General features: G+C 67.9%; 14 protein-coding genes. All 14 read left to right on the forward strand.

The genetic code is table 11. The features are described from left to right. Positions 1 to 2: 2 nt before the first annotated feature. The 14 genes from E8L99_RS13165 (at position 3) to E8L99_RS13230 (ending at position 16908) form a co-directional block, all read left to right on the forward strand. A complete protein-coding gene (locus E8L99_RS13165) occupies positions 3 to 443 on the forward strand; it encodes a DUF6950 family protein (protein WP_137099971.1) in 441 nt (146 codons plus the stop codon). Next, positions 443 to 4270 (forward strand): baseplate multidomain protein megatron, encoded by a 3828-nt coding sequence (locus tag E8L99_RS13170; RefSeq protein ID WP_137099972.1) that lies wholly within the window; start codon positions 443 to 445, stop codon positions 4268 to 4270. Before E8L99_RS13165 ends, E8L99_RS13170 begins: the two co-directional genes overlap by 1 nt. A 12-nt stretch (positions 4271 to 4282) precedes the next feature. After that, positions 4283 to 5845, forward strand: a complete 1563-nt coding sequence (locus E8L99_RS13175) for a DUF2793 domain-containing protein (protein ID WP_137099973.1) — start codon at positions 4283 to 4285, stop codon at positions 5843 to 5845. Between the two features lie 384 nt (positions 5846 to 6229). Further along, the gene (locus E8L99_RS13180) at positions 6230 to 6439 is read left to right on the forward strand and encodes a hypothetical protein (RefSeq protein ID WP_137099974.1); all 210 of its coding nucleotides are present in this window, start codon (positions 6230 to 6232) and stop codon (positions 6437 to 6439) included. Positions 6440 to 6529: 90 nt separating this feature from the next. Further along, positions 6530 to 6832 carry a PepSY domain-containing protein gene (locus E8L99_RS13185; protein ID WP_137099975.1) on the forward strand — a complete coding sequence of 101 codons (303 nt, stop codon included), beginning with the start codon at positions 6530 to 6532 and terminating at the stop codon, positions 6830 to 6832. A 37-nt stretch (positions 6833 to 6869) separates the two neighbouring features. Beyond that, positions 6870 to 7538 carry a response regulator transcription factor gene (locus E8L99_RS13190; protein WP_137099976.1) on the forward strand — a complete coding sequence of 223 codons (669 nt, stop codon included), beginning with the start codon at positions 6870 to 6872 and terminating at the stop codon, positions 7536 to 7538. Between the two features lie 2 nt (positions 7539 to 7540). Further along, a complete protein-coding gene (locus E8L99_RS13195; RefSeq protein ID WP_137099977.1) occupies positions 7541 to 8932 on the forward strand; it encodes a sensor histidine kinase in 1392 nt (463 codons plus the stop codon). A 99-nt stretch (positions 8933 to 9031) separates the two neighbouring features. Further along, entirely contained in the window at positions 9032 to 9475 is a 444-nt protein-coding gene (locus tag E8L99_RS13200; protein WP_137099978.1) for a glycine zipper 2TM domain-containing protein, read from the forward strand. Positions 9476 to 9538: 63 nt separating this feature from the next. After that, positions 9539 to 10981 carry a hypothetical protein gene (locus tag E8L99_RS13205; protein WP_137099979.1) on the forward strand — a complete coding sequence of 481 codons (1443 nt, stop codon included), beginning with the start codon at positions 9539 to 9541 and terminating at the stop codon, positions 10979 to 10981. 193 nt (positions 10982 to 11174) lie between these two features. Beyond that, positions 11175 to 12248, forward strand: a complete 1074-nt coding sequence (gene ccmI, locus E8L99_RS13210; protein WP_137099980.1) for a c-type cytochrome biogenesis protein CcmI — start codon at positions 11175 to 11177, stop codon at positions 12246 to 12248. 38 nt (positions 12249 to 12286) lie between these two features. Next, positions 12287 to 12760 (forward strand): cytochrome c maturation protein CcmE, encoded by a 474-nt coding sequence (gene ccmE, locus E8L99_RS13215; RefSeq protein ID WP_137102106.1) that lies wholly within the window; start codon positions 12287 to 12289, stop codon positions 12758 to 12760. Then, positions 12757 to 14745, forward strand: a complete 1989-nt coding sequence (locus tag E8L99_RS13220; protein ID WP_137099981.1) for a heme lyase CcmF/NrfE family subunit — start codon at positions 12757 to 12759, stop codon at positions 14743 to 14745. The genes ccmE and E8L99_RS13220 overlap by 4 nt, the downstream gene beginning before the upstream one ends. Positions 14746 to 14750: 5 nt before the next feature. Beyond that, complete coding sequence (locus E8L99_RS13225; protein ID WP_137099982.1) at positions 14751 to 15212, forward strand: cytochrome c-type biogenesis protein; 462 nt, start codon at positions 14751 to 14753, stop codon at positions 15210 to 15212. A 112-nt stretch (positions 15213 to 15324) separates the two neighbouring features. Continuing rightward, complete coding sequence (locus tag E8L99_RS13230) at positions 15325 to 16908, forward strand: Do family serine endopeptidase (RefSeq protein ID WP_252511104.1); 1584 nt, start codon at positions 15325 to 15327, stop codon at positions 16906 to 16908. The last annotated feature ends 60 nt before the right edge of the window (positions 16909 to 16968 follow it).

Below are 16968 nucleotides of genomic sequence, written 5' to 3' on the forward strand. Positions count from 1 at the left end.
TCATGACAGATCGCGCATTGATCGTGGCCGAGGCCCGGCGCTGGATCGGCACGCCCTATCGCCACCAGGCGAGCCTGATCGGCGTCGGTTGCGACTGCCTAGGGCTGGTGCGGGGCGTCTGGCGCGGCGTGTGCGGCCCGGAACCGGTCGCGCCGCCGCCCTACACGCCCGACTGGGCGGAAGCCGCCGGCCGCGAGACGCTGGCCGATGCCGCCCGCCAGCATCTCATTGAGGTCGATCCGGCGACAGCCGAGGCCGGCGACATCGTGCTGTTTCGCTGGCGCGTCGGCCTGCCCGCCAAGCATTGCGCGGTGCTGTCCGGACCTGATCGCATGATCCACGCCCATGACGGCGCCGCGGTCGCCGAAGTGGCGCTCAGCCCCTGGTGGCGGCGGCGCATCGCCTTTGCCTTCGCCTTTCCCGACCTGCCGGAGACCCACTGATGGCCGCCCTTGTCCTTTCCGTTGCAGGCTCGGCCATCGGCTCGTCGTTCGGGGCTGCCGGCGCCATTGCCGGCCGATTGATCGGCGCGGTCGCCGGCGCGGTCATCGATCGGGCGCTGTTCGGCCCGCGCGCTCCCGATGGTCCGCGGCTGGCCGACCTCGACGTCCTCTCGTCCACCGAGGGCACGCCGATCCCGCGCGTCTATGGCCGCATGCGCCTGGCCGGCCAGGTGATCTGGGCGACCAGGCTTGAGGAGCAGGTCTCCGGCGGCAAGGGCTCGAGCTCCGGCCGCTCCTACAGCTACAGCGCCAATATCGCTGTCGGGCTCTGCGAGGGGCCGATCGCCGGCATCGGCCGCATCTGGGCCGATGGCAAGGAACTCGACCAGAAGGACCTGACCATCCGCGTCCATCGCGGCACCGAGACCCAGGACGCCGACCCGCTCATCGTCGCCAAGGAGGGCGCCGGCGAGACGCCGGCCTATCGCGGCCTCGCCTATGTGGTGTTCGAGCGCCTCGTGCTCGACGATTTCGGCAACCGCATTCCGCAATTGTCCTTCGAGGTGGTGAAGGCCGTCGGCCGCCTGGAGACCATGGTGCGCTCGGTGGTCGTCATCCCCGGTAGCACCGAATTCGGCTATGAGCCGGACATCCATTCCCGTGAGTTCGGCTATGGCCGCTCGGCGCCGGAGACGCGCCACACGACGCTGGCCTCGTCCGACTTCTCTGCCTCGATGGACGAGCTGCAGGCGCTCTGTCCCAATCTGGAGGCTGTCTCGCTGGTGGTGTCCTGGTTCGGCGACGATCTGCGCGCCGGCCATTGCACCATCCGTCCCAAGGTCGAGCGCCGCGACAAGGCGGTGCGCGATCTCGTCTGGAGCGCCGCCGGACTGACGCGCGAGAGTGCCGAGATCGTCTCGATGATCGATGACGTCCCCGCCTATGGCGGCTCGCCGTCTGATCAGACCATCATCCGGGCCATCCAGGACCTGACGGCGCGCGGGCTGAAGGTCACCCTCGTCCCCTTCGTCATGATGGATATTCCGGCGGAGAATGACCTGGCAGACCCGCATTCGGGGGCTGCCAGCCAGCCGGCCTTTCCCTGGCGCGGGCGGATCACCTGCGATCCCGCGCCCGGCCGCCCTGGTTCGCAGGACGGCTCGAACGATGCAGTCGCCGAGATCGCGGACTTCGTCGGTACGGCGAGCGCCGCCCATTTTTCCGTGACCGGACCGGTCGTTGGCTATCTGGGCCCGGATGAATGGCGCTATCGCCGCTTCGTCATGCACATGGCGGCGCTGGCCAAGGCCGCGGGCGGGGTCGACCGCTTCATCATCGGCTCGGAAATGATCGGCCTGACGCGTGTCAGGTCGGATGTAGGCCATCCCTTCGTCGAGGCGCTGGTCGCGATTGCCGCCGACGTGAAAGTCCTGTTGCCGGAGGCCGACCTCACCTATGCCGCCGACTGGACCGAATATGGCGCGCAGGTCCGGGGCGCCGATGTCGATTTCCCGCTCGATCCGCTCTGGGCGAGCGACGACATCGCCGCTGTCGGCATCGACTGGTACGCGCCGCTCGCCGATCGCCGCGACACGTCCGACGGCTCGCCCTACGATATCCTGTCACTGCGCGACGGATTGCGGTCGGGCGAGGCCTTCGACTGGTACTATGCATCCGACGCAGCCCGCATCGCCGGCACGCGGACAGCGATCACGGATGGGCTCGGCAAGCCCTGGACCTTCCGCCAGAAGGATATCTGGTCCTGGTGGGCGAACGATCACCGCCCGCGCATTGCCGGCGTCGAGGCGGCGCCGACCGGCTGGGTGCCCGGCTCCAAGCCGATCTGGCTCACCGAATGCGGCTTTCCCGCCGTCGACAAGGGCGCCAACCGGCCGTCGGTCTTCCCCGATCCGAAATCGAGCGAGAGCGGCCTGCCGCCCTTTTCCGCCGGCACCCGCGACGACCTGATCCAGCGCCGCGCGCTGGAGGCGGTGCTTGGCCGGTTCGATCCGGCCTTCGGCGCGGATGATGCCGATAATCCCGTCTCTCCGGTCTATGGCGGCCGCATGGTCGATCCCGCGACATTGTCGCTTTGGACCTGGGATGCCCGGCCCTGGCCGGCCTTCCCGGCCGATGACGAGGCCTGGGCAGACGGCGCCAACTGGGAGACCGGGCACTGGCTGAATGGCCGGCTGGGCTCGGCGCCGGTCAGCGATCTCGCCCGCGCCATCCTCGCCGATTACGGCATCGAAGATGTTCTGGCCGATGGCGTGGAAGGTGTGCTCGACGGCGCGGTGATCGAGCGGCCGATGTCGGCCCGCGATGCGCTGGAACCCATCGCCCGTGCCTTCTCTCTCGATCTGGTCGAAAGGGGCGCGACGCTGGTCCTGTCGACACCGGCAGCGCCTGCGATCCTCGCACTGACCGGCGACGATCTGGTCGAGGCGGAGGGGCAGGCACAGGCCACCATCACAAGGACCGAGGAGAGCGCGCTGCCACTCGAACTGTCGCTCGCCTTTGCCGAGACGGAAGCCGATTTCCGCACATCCGCGGTGAGCTCCCGAAGGCTCGCAGGATCAAGCCACCGCGTGTCCAGCCTGGCGCTGGCGGCCGCTGCCGATCCCGCCGAGATGACGGTGCGCGCGGAGACGCTGCTCCAGCGGCTTTGGACCGCACAGGACCGCGCCACCTTTACCTTGCCGCCCTCTCTGATCCGGCTGGAGCCCGGCGACCAGCTCGCGCTGACGCTTGGCGACCGCGAGCACCGGTTCGCCCTGACCGCGCTGGAGGGCACCGGCATGCGCCAGGCCGAGGCGATCTCGACCGCGCCGCTTGTCCGGCCGCGGCGGCCGCCGTCAGCCAGACGCCCCTATGCCAGCATGACCGGCGACGGACGCCCCGCCGTCGAGATCCTCGATCTGCCGCCGCTTGACGATGCCGACCCGCCCGTCCTGCAACATCTGGCGGCTGCGGCCGATCCCTGGCGCGGGCCCTATACCGTGTGGCGCGGCGGCGACGGCCTTGGCGACGAGGCGATCGGCACGCTCACCAAGCCCTCGCTGATGGGCGAGACGCTGGACGCGCTGGAGCGCGGTGCGCCCTGGTTGTGGGATCGCGGTGCCTCCGTCACGGTCCAGCTGGTCGCCGGCAGCCTGTCATCGCTGCCCGAACCGCAGGTGTTGGGCGGTGGCAATTCCTGCGCCATCCGTGGCCCCGGCGGCACATGGGAACTCCTGCAATTCCGTGATGCCGACCTGATCGCGGAGCGGACATGGCGGCTGTCGCATCTCCTGCGCGGTCAGCGCGGCACGGAGGACCGCATCCAGCCCGTGGCGGCCGGCGCGCCCATCGTCTTCCTGTCGGGGCCGCTGGTAGCGCTTGGGACCAGCCTCGATCACGTCGGCCGCAGCTGGCGCTATCGCGTCGGCTCGTCCGTGCTGCTCGCCGCCGATCCGGCGGTGGCCGAGGTGACGGCGACGATGGGCCTGACGGCGCTCCGGCCGTTCAGCCCGGTTCAACTCGCCGCCCGGCGCGAGGCCGGCGGCATCCGCATCGCGTGGACGCGACGGACGCGGATCGGCGGCGATAGCTGGGATCTGGCCGAGGTGCCGCTGGTCGAGGCCGCCGAACGCTACCGCATCGCGGTCCTGGATGGCGCAGACGCGGAACTGCGCGCCGTCGAAACGACAGAGCCCGCCTGGCTTTATGCGGCGGCTGACGAAGTCTCGGATTTCGGCGCGCCGGTATCGGCACTCACTGTTCGTGTCGCCCAGCTGTCCACCCTTGCCGGGCCCGGAACCTCCACCGAGGCCGCTCTTTCCGTCTGACGAGGCCGAGCCATGAGCGAGACCACCCATCTGGCCCTGCCGCTGATCGCGGCGGCGCAGGCGCAGAAGCACGTCACCCACAACGAGGCGCTGGCGGCACTGGACGCCCTCGTTCAGCTTGCCGTGAAGGACATGGTGCTGACAGCGCCGCCCGGCTCGCCCGCCGAGGGCGATCGGCACATCGTCGCGGCCGGCGCTACCGGTGCCTGGGCCGGCCGTGACCTTGAGGTCGCGGCCTTCATCGGTGGCGGCTGGACCTTCTTCGCCCCGCGCCGCGGCTTCGTCGCGCTGGATGAGGCCGACAATCGCCTCGTCATCTTCGACGGCACGACCTGGGTCGATCTCTCGGCCTCGCTGGTGCTGCAGAATCTGGCCGTTCTCGGCGTCAATGCGACGGCGGACCTGACCAACCGCCTGTCGGTCCGCTCGGGCCATGCCTTGTTTGCCGCCATCGACACCGCGTCTGGCGGTTCGGGTGACGTCCAGCTGACGCTCAACAAGGAGGCCACCGGCAATACCGGCAGCCTGCTCTTCCAGTCGGGATGGGCGGGGCGGGCGGAGTTCGGGCTCGAAGGCGACGATCAGGCGCGGCTCAAGGTGTCCGCCGATGGGGCGACCTGGCGCAGCGCTCTCGTCGTCGACCCGGCGACGGCTGCGGTACGGCTGCCCGGCGGCCTTGTCGAGGTCAACGACAGCGGCGCCGCGGCACCGTCGCCGGTTGCCGGCGCCAAGGTCCATGTGGTCGGCACGGCCGCGCCGGCAGCGGTGCTGATCGACACGTTTTCGGGCGTTCCGCAATTCCTTGGACGGCGCGCGGCCGGGACCATCGGATCGCCAGCCGCGCTGGGCGCCAACACCACGCTTTATCAGATCGGCGGCCATGGCCGTGGCGCGACGGGCTATTCGACGGCGGCGCGGGTGTCGATCAACCTGGTCAGCGCGGAGGCCTGGACCGATACGGCCCAGGGCACGCGGATCAGTTTCTCGACCACACAGAACGGGACGACAACGACAGCGTCTCGCCTCGGCATTTCTGATTCAGGCGACATCGCGCCGGGCGCAGACAATGCGCAAAACCTCGGCTCAGCATCGGCGCGGTTCAAGGAGATATTTTGTGCGAATGGCACGATCAATACGTCGGATGAGCGCGAGAAGCACTGGCGTGGTCCACTGAATGACGCCGAGAGGCGCGTTGCCCGTCACCTGGCATGCTTGTTCGGCAGCTATCAGTGGCACGAGAGCGTCGAGGCCAAGGGTGAGGCAGCTCGCATTCACATAGGCGTTACTGCGCAGGCGGTGGCTGCGGCCTTCCGCCAGGAAGATCTCGATCCAGCCCGCTATGCCCTTTGGTGCGAAGATCCCGTGGTTCGGACTGCTGTGCGCACACGAAAGGTTGTCGGCCCGGACGGCGTTGGAGAGGCTGAAGAAATCTATGAGGTGGATGAGCCGGTTGGGACCACCCGTCAGGGCATTCGGTACGACCAGTTGGTCGGCTTTGTCATAGCCGGACTGGCCTCAGCGCCACCTGTTAGCATCTCGTCCCTCGAAAGCGGGGCGCCGAAGCGCCCCGCCTGATCGATTACCAGCCGCGGCGCCACCGCCTGCGGCGATGGCCCGGCGGAATCCATCCGCCCCTGCGGCCCGGCGGGATCCACGGACGGGCAGGGCGCCCGCGTTGACCAGGCGGACCCATGCCATCCGGTCCCCAGCCTCGCCCCTGCGCCTCGGCCGCCGCGGGAAGAACCGTCAGTCCGACCGCCGCCATCAGTGCTCCCACAATGAGCCTGCGACGTGATGTGACGTTGTCCGTCATGTGATCTCCTGTCGGCCTGAGCCGTTTGCCTGTCGAACCGGTGCGGGCGCGCCACTGAAGCGCGTCCGGACGGAATCAATGTGGACCGTGCCGTTCTGTTCCCGCTCCCATCGCCTTCATCTCCCCCCAGACCAAGGAGCCGTCCCATGACCGATCTGAAGCCTATCCTGCAGAGCCGTACCGTCTGGTCGAGCGTTGTCGGCCTGATCTGCCTGTTTGCCCAGGTGTTTGGCGTCGAGACCCGGCTCATCGACCAAGGCGCACTTGTCGAGGCGATCCTGCAGGTCGTCACCGGCGCGGGCCTGGTCGGGGCCATCGTGTTCAGGGTGGCGGCGACCACCCGCCTGGCACCCTGAGTGCCCTCATTCATCCACCGTTCAGGCCGCGGCTCTAGGTTCGGCGCGTCCCCAAGCCCCGCACTCGGAGCGGGCCCAGACACCCATGCCATGACCTTGCCCAGGACCATCCTTCTTCTTGTCAGCGTGCTTGTCGCGGCTCCCGCCGCCGCGAGTGCGCAAGGATGCCTGACGCCTGCCGAGCAGCGCGCGGCGATCGGGGCTGGCCAGGCCGTGCCGCTGGCCCAGGCCGTGCGCAACCTGGCGCCCGAGCATCGCGGCGAAGTGGTCAATGCCAGGCTTTGTCGCGCCAATGGCGAACTCGTCTATCTGCTGACAGTCGTCGGCCGGCGTGGCAAGGTTGCGCGGGCTCGCATCGAGGCGGCCACCGGCCACGTGGTCCAGGTGCGCTAGCGGATTTGCGGCAGACATCTCCAGGGAGACCATTCGCGTGCGCCTGCTCGTCGTCGAGGACGATCCGGATCTGAACCGGCAGATTTTCACCGCTCTCACCGACGCGGGCTATGTGGTCGATCGCGCCTTCGATGGCGAGGAGGGCTATTATCTCGGCGACAGCGAGCCTTACGACGCAGTTGTGCTGGATATCGGCCTGCCGAAGATGGACGGCATTTCCGTGCTGGAGCAATGGCGCCGCTCGGGCCGCACCATGCCCGTGCTGATCCTCACCGCCCGCGACCGCTGGTCCGACAAGGTTCAGGGCTTCGATGCCGGCGCCGACGATTATGTCGCCAAGCCCTTCCACATGGAGGAAGTGCTCGCTCGCCTGCGTGCCTTGCTCCGCCGCGTCGCCGGCCAGGCCACCAACGAGTTCAATTGCGGCCCGGTCAGGCTCGATGCGCGCGCCGGTCGCGTCACGGTTGACGGCAACCCGGTCAAGCTGACCTCGCATGAATACCGTCTGCTCGCCTATCTCATGCACCAGCAGGGCAAGGTGGTGTCCCGCACCGAACTGGTGGAGCACATCTACGATCAGGATTTCGATCGCGATTCCAACACGATCGAGGTCTTCATCGGCCGCCTGCGCAAGAAGCTGGGCGTCGACGTGATCCAGACGGTGCGCGGCCTCGGCTACATCCTTCAGCCGCCTCAAGGCGCCTGATCATGGCGAGCGGCGCCAAGCGCGCGCCGTCGCTTGCGCGGCGCCTGTTCCTGCTGGCGCTGGCCTTCGCCGTCGTGCTGCTCACCATCACCGGCTTCGTGCTGGCGGCGGTCAACCGCAGCGCGGTCGAACGCGGTTTCGACCGGCGCCTCGGCGTCTATGTGAAGCTCCTGATCGCCGACATCGCGGGCGCCGTCGATGATTCGGCAATCCAGGTCGGCGCCAATCTTGGCGAGCCGCTGTTCGAATTGCCGCAATCGGGCTGGTACTGGCAGATCACCCGCGTCGACCAGGGCCGCGGCGACACCCGCGCCTCCCGCTCTCTGTTCGATGGACGCCTGCCGGGCCTCGGGCCAGAGGTTGCGCCGGATGGGCCGACACGCTCGCGCGAAGGCTATGTCGAGGGTCCGAACAGCCAGCGCCTGCGGGCGGTTGAGCGCACGATCGAGCTCGGTGAGGACGGCGAGTTCGTGGTGGCAGTGGCCGGCGATGCCGATGACATCGAGACGGCGGTCAAGCAGTTCAACCTGGCGCTGGTGGCGGCCCTGCTGATCCTCGCGGCCGGCATGATCATCGCGGCGCTGCTGCAGGTGCGCGTCGGCCTCGTGCCGCTCGGGCGGCTGACCGGTGGGCTCGCGGCGATCCGGGCCGGCGAGAAGGACCATCTCGAGGGTGATTTTCCGCTGGAGATTGCCCCGCTCGCCCGCGAGGTCAATGCGTTGATCGACACCAATCGCGAGGTGGTCGAGCGCGCCCGCACCCATGTCGGCAATCTCGCCCATGCGCTCAAGACGCCGATCTCGGTGATCCAGAACGAGGCGGCCGGCCGCACCGATCCTCTGGCGGCGAAGGTGTCCGAGCAGGTCGGCATCATGCGGGACCAGGTGACCCATCACCTGGAGCGCGCCCGCGCCGCTGCCCGGGCCCAGGTCGCAACCACAGTGGTGGATGTCGCAGCCGTGGTGGAGGGCCTTTCCCGCACCATGGAAAAGATCCACCGCGACAAGGATCTCAGCGTGTCGGCCGAGGTCCCTGAAGGTGTCGCCTTTCGCGGCGAGCGGCATGATCTCGAGGAAATGGTCGGCAATCTCGTCGACAATGCCTGCAAATGGGCTGCGTCCGGTGTGACGGTGGCCGTCGAGCGGGAACTGGCGCCGACCCTCGCCGACAGAGCCTTCTTCACGGTCACCATTGACGATGATGGACCAGGCCTTTCAGCGGAGGAGCGCGAGGAGGTCGGCCGCCGCGGCAAGCGTCTTGACGAGACAAAGCCGGGCACGGGGCTCGGCCTGTCGATCGTCTCCGAACTCGCCGGCCTCTACGGCGGCAAGCTGACGCTCGACACGGCACCGGCCGGCGGATTGCGCACCGTGCTCCGCCTGCCCATGGTCTAGACCGGCACCGCATTGCCGCCTTTTTGCCTCAATCCCGGGCAGACTAGCGCGAACTTTCACGCCGCTGGCCCATGCGCCGGCGCCAAATGGGGTCTGTCCATGCGCTTCCGTCTTGCCGCCGTCGCCCTGATCGGCCTTTCCGTCGCCGGGTGTGAAACCCGCGAACAGTCCGGTACGGCCATCGGCGCCGTTGCCGGCGGCCTGATCGGTTCGCAATTCGGCGGTGGCCCGGGCGAGCGGCTCGCTGCTGGCCTGGCCGGCGCCGCCATTGGCGGTCTGATCGGCAATGCGGTGGGACGCGATCTCGATGAGCAGGATCGTCGCCGGGCCTTCGAAGCCGAGCGCGTTGCACTCTATGAGGGCCGTCGGTCGGAATGGCGTTCGGCCAAGGCCTATGGCTGGGTCGAGGCCGGTCCGACTTACAGCCGCTCGGGTGGTCTCTGCCGGGAATATACCCACACGATCTATATCGACGGCCGGCCGCGGACGGCAGTCGGCACCGCTTGCCGCAATCCCGATGGCAGCTGGACCCCGGTTTCCTGACCTAACGTCAGAGCCTGTGGCGAAAATCCTAAATTAACCGCGGAAGGTTAGCGTCGGTTTCCTATGACCGACGCATCCACGCTGACAGACAGCCCGGATACCAAGACCGCTCCGTCGCAGATGGAGCGGCTGAAGCTCTATTTGGCCGCACTGCCTGAATCAGCCAAGCGGCTGCTGGCCACCGAAATCGAGCGTGGGCGCCTGCATGGGAACGAAATCCCCGGCGGCGATCTGATCCTGTCGGTGCTTCAGCCGGACATCCGGTCACTGCCAGGCAAGGCAGAATCCAGAGCCAGCGATACTTCGCGCCTGTTGTTCCGGTCGGTCGAACCTTTCGCGATCGACGAGCGGCTGGACCCCAAGATCAAGGGCCGCGTGACGCGCGATTCGCTGGCCAACATCTGGACATGGCTCAGCCGCGACCTCGTGCCGGCCGAAACCAAGGCGCTGGAGGCCAAGCTCCAGTCGGCACAGACCGCCGAGGAGCCGGATATCGCCCAGCGCGAGGTGATGGTCTTCATCAAGACGATCCGGCCCGCCATCGACAAGGCCATCGAGGACGGAGTGCAGACCGAGATCGGCCGCAAGCGGCTCTGGTCGCGGCTCGGCGACGAGCATGTGCTCGACGACCTCAAGGATGTCCTGCGGATCTGGTCTGAGGCGTCCAACGTCGCCCAGGTGGTGAACAAGACGCCAAACACCATCAAGAACCTTGCCGACGAGGGCCTCGCCAATGCGCGCGCCCTGTTCGATCCGATCGCGTCTGGCCGGCCGGAACTGCTGCCGATCCTCCTGGCCCTGTTTCAGAACCGTCTGGTCCACCGTGCCCAGCTTGCCCGGCTTGCCGCCGCTGCCGTGGACAGTGACGACGCGATCAAGATCATCGCCCACCCCTATCGTGCCGCCATCGATCTGGTGATCTGCGATATCGAGCGCGCGGCCATCCGTGCCGGCGCCGCGCTGAAGGCCGGCAAGACCGACAAGGTGGTGGCTGCGGTCAAGGAGTTCCATGATTCCGTCCGCACGCTGCGCACCGACGTGAACATGTCCGGCGACGGCCCGTGGCAGAAGCGGGTCGCGAAGTGCCGGACTGAGCTGGCGCGTCTTCTGACCGCCGAGATCGAGCCGATTCCCGGCACGATGCGCCGCCTGCTGCGCTCCCGGCAGCGCGACGATTTTGCCGTCGAGCCGATCACCGAAGACGTGGTTCTGGAGATCGAAGCCAGGCTCGACATCCTGACGGTCGCGCGCAATTGCGCCGCCGAGATCGCCCTCAACGAGGTGACGCTGCGCGTCTTCACCGAGATTCAGGGCTATCTCGATCCGACCCTCACCAAGCTTCTCGACTCGATACGCGCGGCTCCGGACGTCGACCGTTCCCTCAAGATCAGCCAGATCGAGGCCGCGATCCGGTTCTCGGCGCGCATTTTTGGCGCAAGCTATGCGCAATTGCTGCAGAAGGCCGCCGATGTCGCCATCCGCAGCGACAAGGCCGCGGTACGCTAGAGAATCTTGCGAACTGGCTTGCGCTCGATCAATCGTGACCAGCCTGCAAATCCCTATGGATTGCGCCGATGCCCGCCCTGGCCTAATCCCTGCCGGGATTGCGGGCGTCCGGTCATGATGCGGCTTTAGCCGCGACATGCCGCCTGCTGGCGCTTCTTCAGCGCCCGGCCTACATGTCCGCCAGGAAGAGCTGATGACCCTGTGGTTCGTGTTCGCGCTGATGACAGGCGCCGCCATTCTGGCGGTGTTGCTGCCGCTTGCGCGCGGACGTGCGGCGGCGATTGCCGGGCAGGGCAGTGATCTCGCCGTCTATCGCGACCAATTGGCCGAGATCGATCGCGATCGCGATTCGGGCTTCATTGGCAAGACCGAGGCGGAGGCCGCCCGGATCGAGGTTTCCCGCCGGTTGATCGCCGCATCGGAGGCTCATTCGGACCCGGTTGTGTCAGGCGCCAATGCGCGGCGGCGAACAGCTGCCATTGTGGCCTTCCTCGTGGTTCCCGGTGTTGCCGCTGCCCTCTATGGCTGGCGTGGCCAACCCGATTATGCGGGGCAGCCGCTGGCGGCCAGGACCCGCGAAGCCCCGGCCCGCAACGATCTCGACGCACTCGTCGCCCGCGTCGAAGCCCATCTCGCCGCGAACCCCGAGGATGGCCGCGGTTGGGAGGTTGTTGCCCCGGTCTATCTGCGCGCTGGCCGGCCGGCCGATGCCGTGAAGGCGCGTGCGAACGCGCTTCGGCTGCTCGGGCCGACCGCCGACCGCCACGCCGATCTGGCCGAAGCCCTGGTCTCCGAAGCCCAGGGCGTCGTGACCGCAGCAGCGAAGGCCGCCTTCGAGCAGGCGGTTGCAAGCGAGGCCGATCATCCCAAGGCGCGGTATTTTCTCGGTCTTGCCGCCGATCAGGACGGCAAGCGCGACGATGCCCGCCGGATATGGGAGCGCATCGTCGAGGTTGGTCCGCCCAACGCGCCCTGGCTGCCGTTGATCCGCAGCGAACTGGAGCGGATCGGATTTGCGCAGGCGCCAGCGCCCGCCCTTCCGACCGCCGATGCGATCCGCGGCATGGTCGACAGTCTCGCCGCCAAACTCGCCAGTGATGGCAGCGATTTCGACGGCTGGTTGCGTCTTGTCCGCTCCTATGCGGTTCTTGGTGATGGCGACAAGGCCCGCCAGGCTGCGGCCGACGCCCGCAGCCGGTTTTCAGCCGATGCGGACAAGGTCGGCCAGCTTGACGCGCTCATTCGTGAATTGGGGCTTGGCGGCTGATGACCAGCACTTCGTTCAATCCGCCAAAGCGGGCCGGCATGACGCGCAAGCAGCGCCGCCTGATCCTGATTGGTTCGGCGCTTGCGGTGCTCGGCCTTGCCTGTGGCCTGGTCCTCTACGCGCTGTCTGGCTCCATCACGCTGTTCAACTCGCCGACCGACATCATCCAGAAGAGCATTGCGCCGGGCACGCGTATGCGCCTTGGCGGTCTCGTCGAGACCGGCTCGCTGCAGCGGGGCGAGAACATGAATGTCCGCTTTTCGGTGACAGACGGCGCCAACACGATCGTTGTGACCTATCGCGGCGTGCTGCCGGATCTGTTCCGTGAAGGGCAGGGCGTGGTGACCGAGGGAGTGCTCCAGCCTGATCGCGGCTTCGTGGCCGACAATGTGCTGGCCCGCCACGACGAGACCTACATGCCGAAGGAAGTGGCCGACGCGCTGCGCCAGCAGGGACACTGGAAGCCCGGCGACCCGCCGCCCGCCGCCCGGCCGCAGGGCGCGCAGCGATGACATTTTCGCCAGAAATCGGCCATTACGCCCTGATCCTCGCCCTGGCGCTGGCGCTCATCCAGTCGGTCCTGCCGATCTGGGGCTCCAGGACAGGCGATGCCGTGTTGATGGGCACGGCGGGGCCGGTGGCGCTCGGCCAGTTCGCCTTCATCGCGCTGGCCTTCGCAACCCTCACTCACGCCTATCTCGTGTCCGACTTCTCGGTCGAGAACGTCTTCCAGAACAGCCATTCGGCGAAGCCGCTGATCTACAAGATCTCCGGCGTCTGGGGAAACCACGAAGGCTCCATGCTGCTCTGGGTGCTCATCCTCGGCACCTTCTCGGCGTTGATCGCGCTGTTTGGGCGCAACCTTCCCCTGTCGCTGCGCGCCAACGTGCTGGCGGTCCAGGGCTGGATCACCGCGGCCTTCCTCCTGTTCATCCTCAAGACCTCCAATCCCTTCGCCCGGTTGTCGCCGGCCCCCTTCGAGGGGCGCGACCTCAATCCGGTCCTTCAGGACCCGGGCCTCGCGATCCATCCACCGCTGCTCTATTTCGGCTATGTCGGCTTCTCTGTCTCCTTCGCCTTCGCCGTCGCGGCCCTGATCGATGGCCGGATCGATGCCGCCTGGGCCCGCTGGGTACGCCCCTGGACGCTGACCGCCTGGATGTTCCTCACCGCCGGGATCTCGATGGGCTCGTTCTGGGCCTATTACGAGCTTGGCTGGGGCGGCTGGTGGTTCTGGGATCCGGTCGAGAATGCTTCCCTCATGCCCTGGCTTGCCGGCACCGCGCTGTTGCACTCTGCCGTCGTGATGGAGAAGCGCGAGGCACTGAAGGTCTGGACGGTCCTGCTGGCGATCCTCGCCTTCTCGCTGTCCCTCCTCGGCACATTCCTCGTCCGCTCGGGCGTGCTGACCTCGGTCCATGCCTTCGCAGTCGACCCGGAACGCGGCGTCTTCATTCTGGCGATCCTGGTGCTCTTCATCGGGGGATCGCTGGCGCTCTATGCCTGGCGCGCGCCGGCCCTCAAGCAGGGCGGCCTGTTCGCGCCGATCTCGCGCGAGGGCGCGCTGGTGCTCAACAACCTGTTCCTGACGGCGTCCTGCGCGGCGATCTTCGTTGGCACGCTCTATCCGCTGGCACTTGAGGCACTGACCGGTGCGAAGATCTCGGTCGGACCGCCCTTCTTCAATCTCACAGTCGGTGCGCTCTCGTTGCCCCTGCTTCTCGCCATGCCGTTCGGGCCGTTCCTCGCCTGGAAGCGCGGCGATATCGCAGGCGTTGCCCAGCGGCTCGTCTGGGCCTTCGGCGCGGCACTCGTCGCAGCCGGCATCGCTTTTGCCATGTTCAGGGGAGGGCCGGTGCTGGCCCCCTTCGTCATCGGGCTTGCCGCCTACATCATCATCGCGGCCGTTCTCGAAATCACCGAGCGCGTCCAGCTGTTCCGGGCGCCCCTTGCCACGGCCTGGGCCCGCGCACGCGGCCTGCCGCGCTCCGCCTGGGGCACGGCCTTCGCCCATGCCGGCATCGGCGTCATGTTGCTGGGCATTGTCGGAGAGACGGCCTACCGGCAGGAGATGATCGTTCAGGTCAAGCCCGGACAGACCGTCTCCATGGCCGGCTACGATCTGACGCTCGAAGGCCTCGTGCCGACGCAGGGCCCGAACTATCGCGATCTGGTCGCCCGCCTGAGCGTGCGCGAGGATGGAGTCCTTACGGGCCTTATGGAGCCCGCCAAGCGCATCTTCACCGCGCGCAACATGCCGACAACCGAGGCGGCGATGCGGACCAATGTGTTCTCCCAGCTCTATGTCTCTCCCGGCGATACCGGCGAGGACGGCTCGATTGCGCTGCGCATCTTCTACAAGCCGATGGTCCTGCTGATCTGGATCGGCACCCTGGTGATGATCTTTGGCGGCCTGCTCTCGCTGTCCGATCGCCGCCTCAGGGTCGGCGCGCCGAAGCCCGCCGCCCGCCGCCCCCGGCTGGAGCCGGCTGAGTGATGCGGATGCGTGCGCTCCTCTCCCTCCTGCTGATGCTCGGGCTCTGCCTGCCGGCGCACGCGGTTCTGCCCGGCGAGATGCTGGCCGATCCGGCGCTGGAGGCGCGTGCGCGCGCCTTGTCGCAGGACCTGCGCTGTCTCGTCTGCCAGAACCAGTCGATCGACGATTCCGATGCTCAGCTCGCCCGCGATCTGCGTGTGCTGGTGCGCGAAAGGTTGAAAGCGGGCGACACCGACGACCAGGTGACCTCATTCCTGGTTGCCCGCTACGGCGAGTTCGTCCTTCTGACGCCACGCTTCGGCTGGCACACCGTCGCGCTCTGGGGAGCGCCGCTCGCCTTCCTGCTGATTGGCGCTGGAACCATTGCGGCGTCGCTCCGCCGTCGCCGCCTTGCCGGCGAGCCCCCGCCGGCCGTCCCGCTCAGCGACGACGAAAAGGCCAAGCTCGAGGCCGCATTGCGCTCTTGAGGCCCAACCTTACCAAAGCTTAATCCAGCCGACAGACTGGCGTAATCCTCGTTCATCCATCGTCTCGGTTATGGTCCGGTCTTCCGGACTTCCCCCTTCGATGGAGACGTTCATGACATCCCGCCTGCGCGCTGCCCTTTTCGGTTCGGTCGCGGTCCTGGCGATTGGCGCCGGGGCGCTGTCGCTCCAGACCAATTCCTCCGCCTTCGTTCGACCGGCTCTGGCCCAGACGTCACAGCCGGCAGGCCCGATGTCGTTCGCCGACGTGGTCGAGCGGGTGAAGCCCGCCGTCGTGTCGGTCAAGGTCAGCCGCGCCGCCGCCCCCGAGCAGATGTCGCTCAATGAGATCCCGGGCCTGGACGAGGGCGAGCAGGGCCATCCGATGGACCGCTTCATGCGGCGATTCGGCGACCAGTTCCGTGGTGACCCGCGCGGCCAGGGCGAGCAGCGCTTTGGCGAGCGCGACCGCCGGGGCGAACGCCGTGGCCCGCCGCGGGGTGGCCCGCGCTCCATGGCGCAGGGATCCGGCTTCTTCATCTCGGCTGACGGCTACATCGTCACCAACAACCACGTGGTCGAGGGCGCAACCGAGGCCGAGATCGTCATGGATGGCGGCCGCACGTTCAAGGCGCGCGTCATCGGCACCGACCCCCGCACCGATCTGGCGCTGCTCAAGGCTGAAGGCACCGACTTCCCGTTCGTCCGCTTCGCAGGCGCCGCTCCGCGCGTCGGCGACTGGGTCATCGCGGTCGGCAACCCGTTCGGCCTCGGCGGAACGGTCACGGCCGGCATCGTCTCGGCGCGCGGCCGCGATATCGGCTCCGGCCCCTATGACGACTTCCTGCAGATCGATGCGGCAGTGAACCGCGGCAATTCGGGCGGCCCGACCTTCAACGCCAATGGCGAGGTGATTGGCGTCAATACCGCGATCTTCTCGCCCTCGGGCGGCAATGTCGGCATCGCCTTCGCGATTCCCTCCGAGACGACGCAGAACGTCGTCGCGTCCCTGCGCGACACCGGCACGGTCGCCCGCGGCTGGATCGGCGTTCAGATCCAGCCCGTCACGGCCGAGATCGCCGAAAGCCTCAAGCTGGCCCGCCCCGGTGGCGCTCTCATCGCGGGTGTCCAGGAAGGCAGCCCTGCGGCCCGCGCCGACCTGAAGCCGTCCGATGTCATCACCGGTGTCGACGGCCAGGCGATCAACGACGCCCGCGAGCTCTCGCGGCGCATCGGCACCGCCCGTCCCGGCGCCACCGTTCGCCTGACGGTCCACCGCGATGGGGCAGAGCGCACCGTCAACCTGACGCTTGGCCAGTTGCCGAGCGATCAGCAGGCCTCTCTGCGTGGCCGTGGCGGTCCGAGCGAGGAGCGGCGCGGTCGTGCCGAGCCGAGCCCCGAACTGCCGCGGCTTGGTCTCTCGCTGGCCCCTGCCGGCAGTGATGGCTTCGGCCGCTCGCGTGGAGCGGCAGGAGGTGGTGTCGTTGTCACCGACGTCGATCCTTCGGGTCCCGCCGGCCAGCGCGGCATCCGTCCGGGTGACGTCATCATCGATGTCGCCGGCCGGCCGGTCTCATCCGTCGCCGATGTGACGGCAGCGCTTGCCGCCGCAAAGGCCGATGGCCGCCGCTCAGCCTTGATCCGGGTCCGTACCGGCGACGGCCAGCGCTTCGTCGCCATCCCGCTCACCACCGGCTGAAAATAAACCGAACGGGCGTCGAACCTTTCCGGCGCCCGTTCCCACACATGGTGGATCTTG

Origin of the sequence: Phreatobacter aquaticus, assembly GCF_005160265.1 — a bacterium.
GTDB lineage: Bacteria > Pseudomonadota > Alphaproteobacteria > Rhizobiales > Phreatobacteraceae > Phreatobacter > Phreatobacter aquaticus.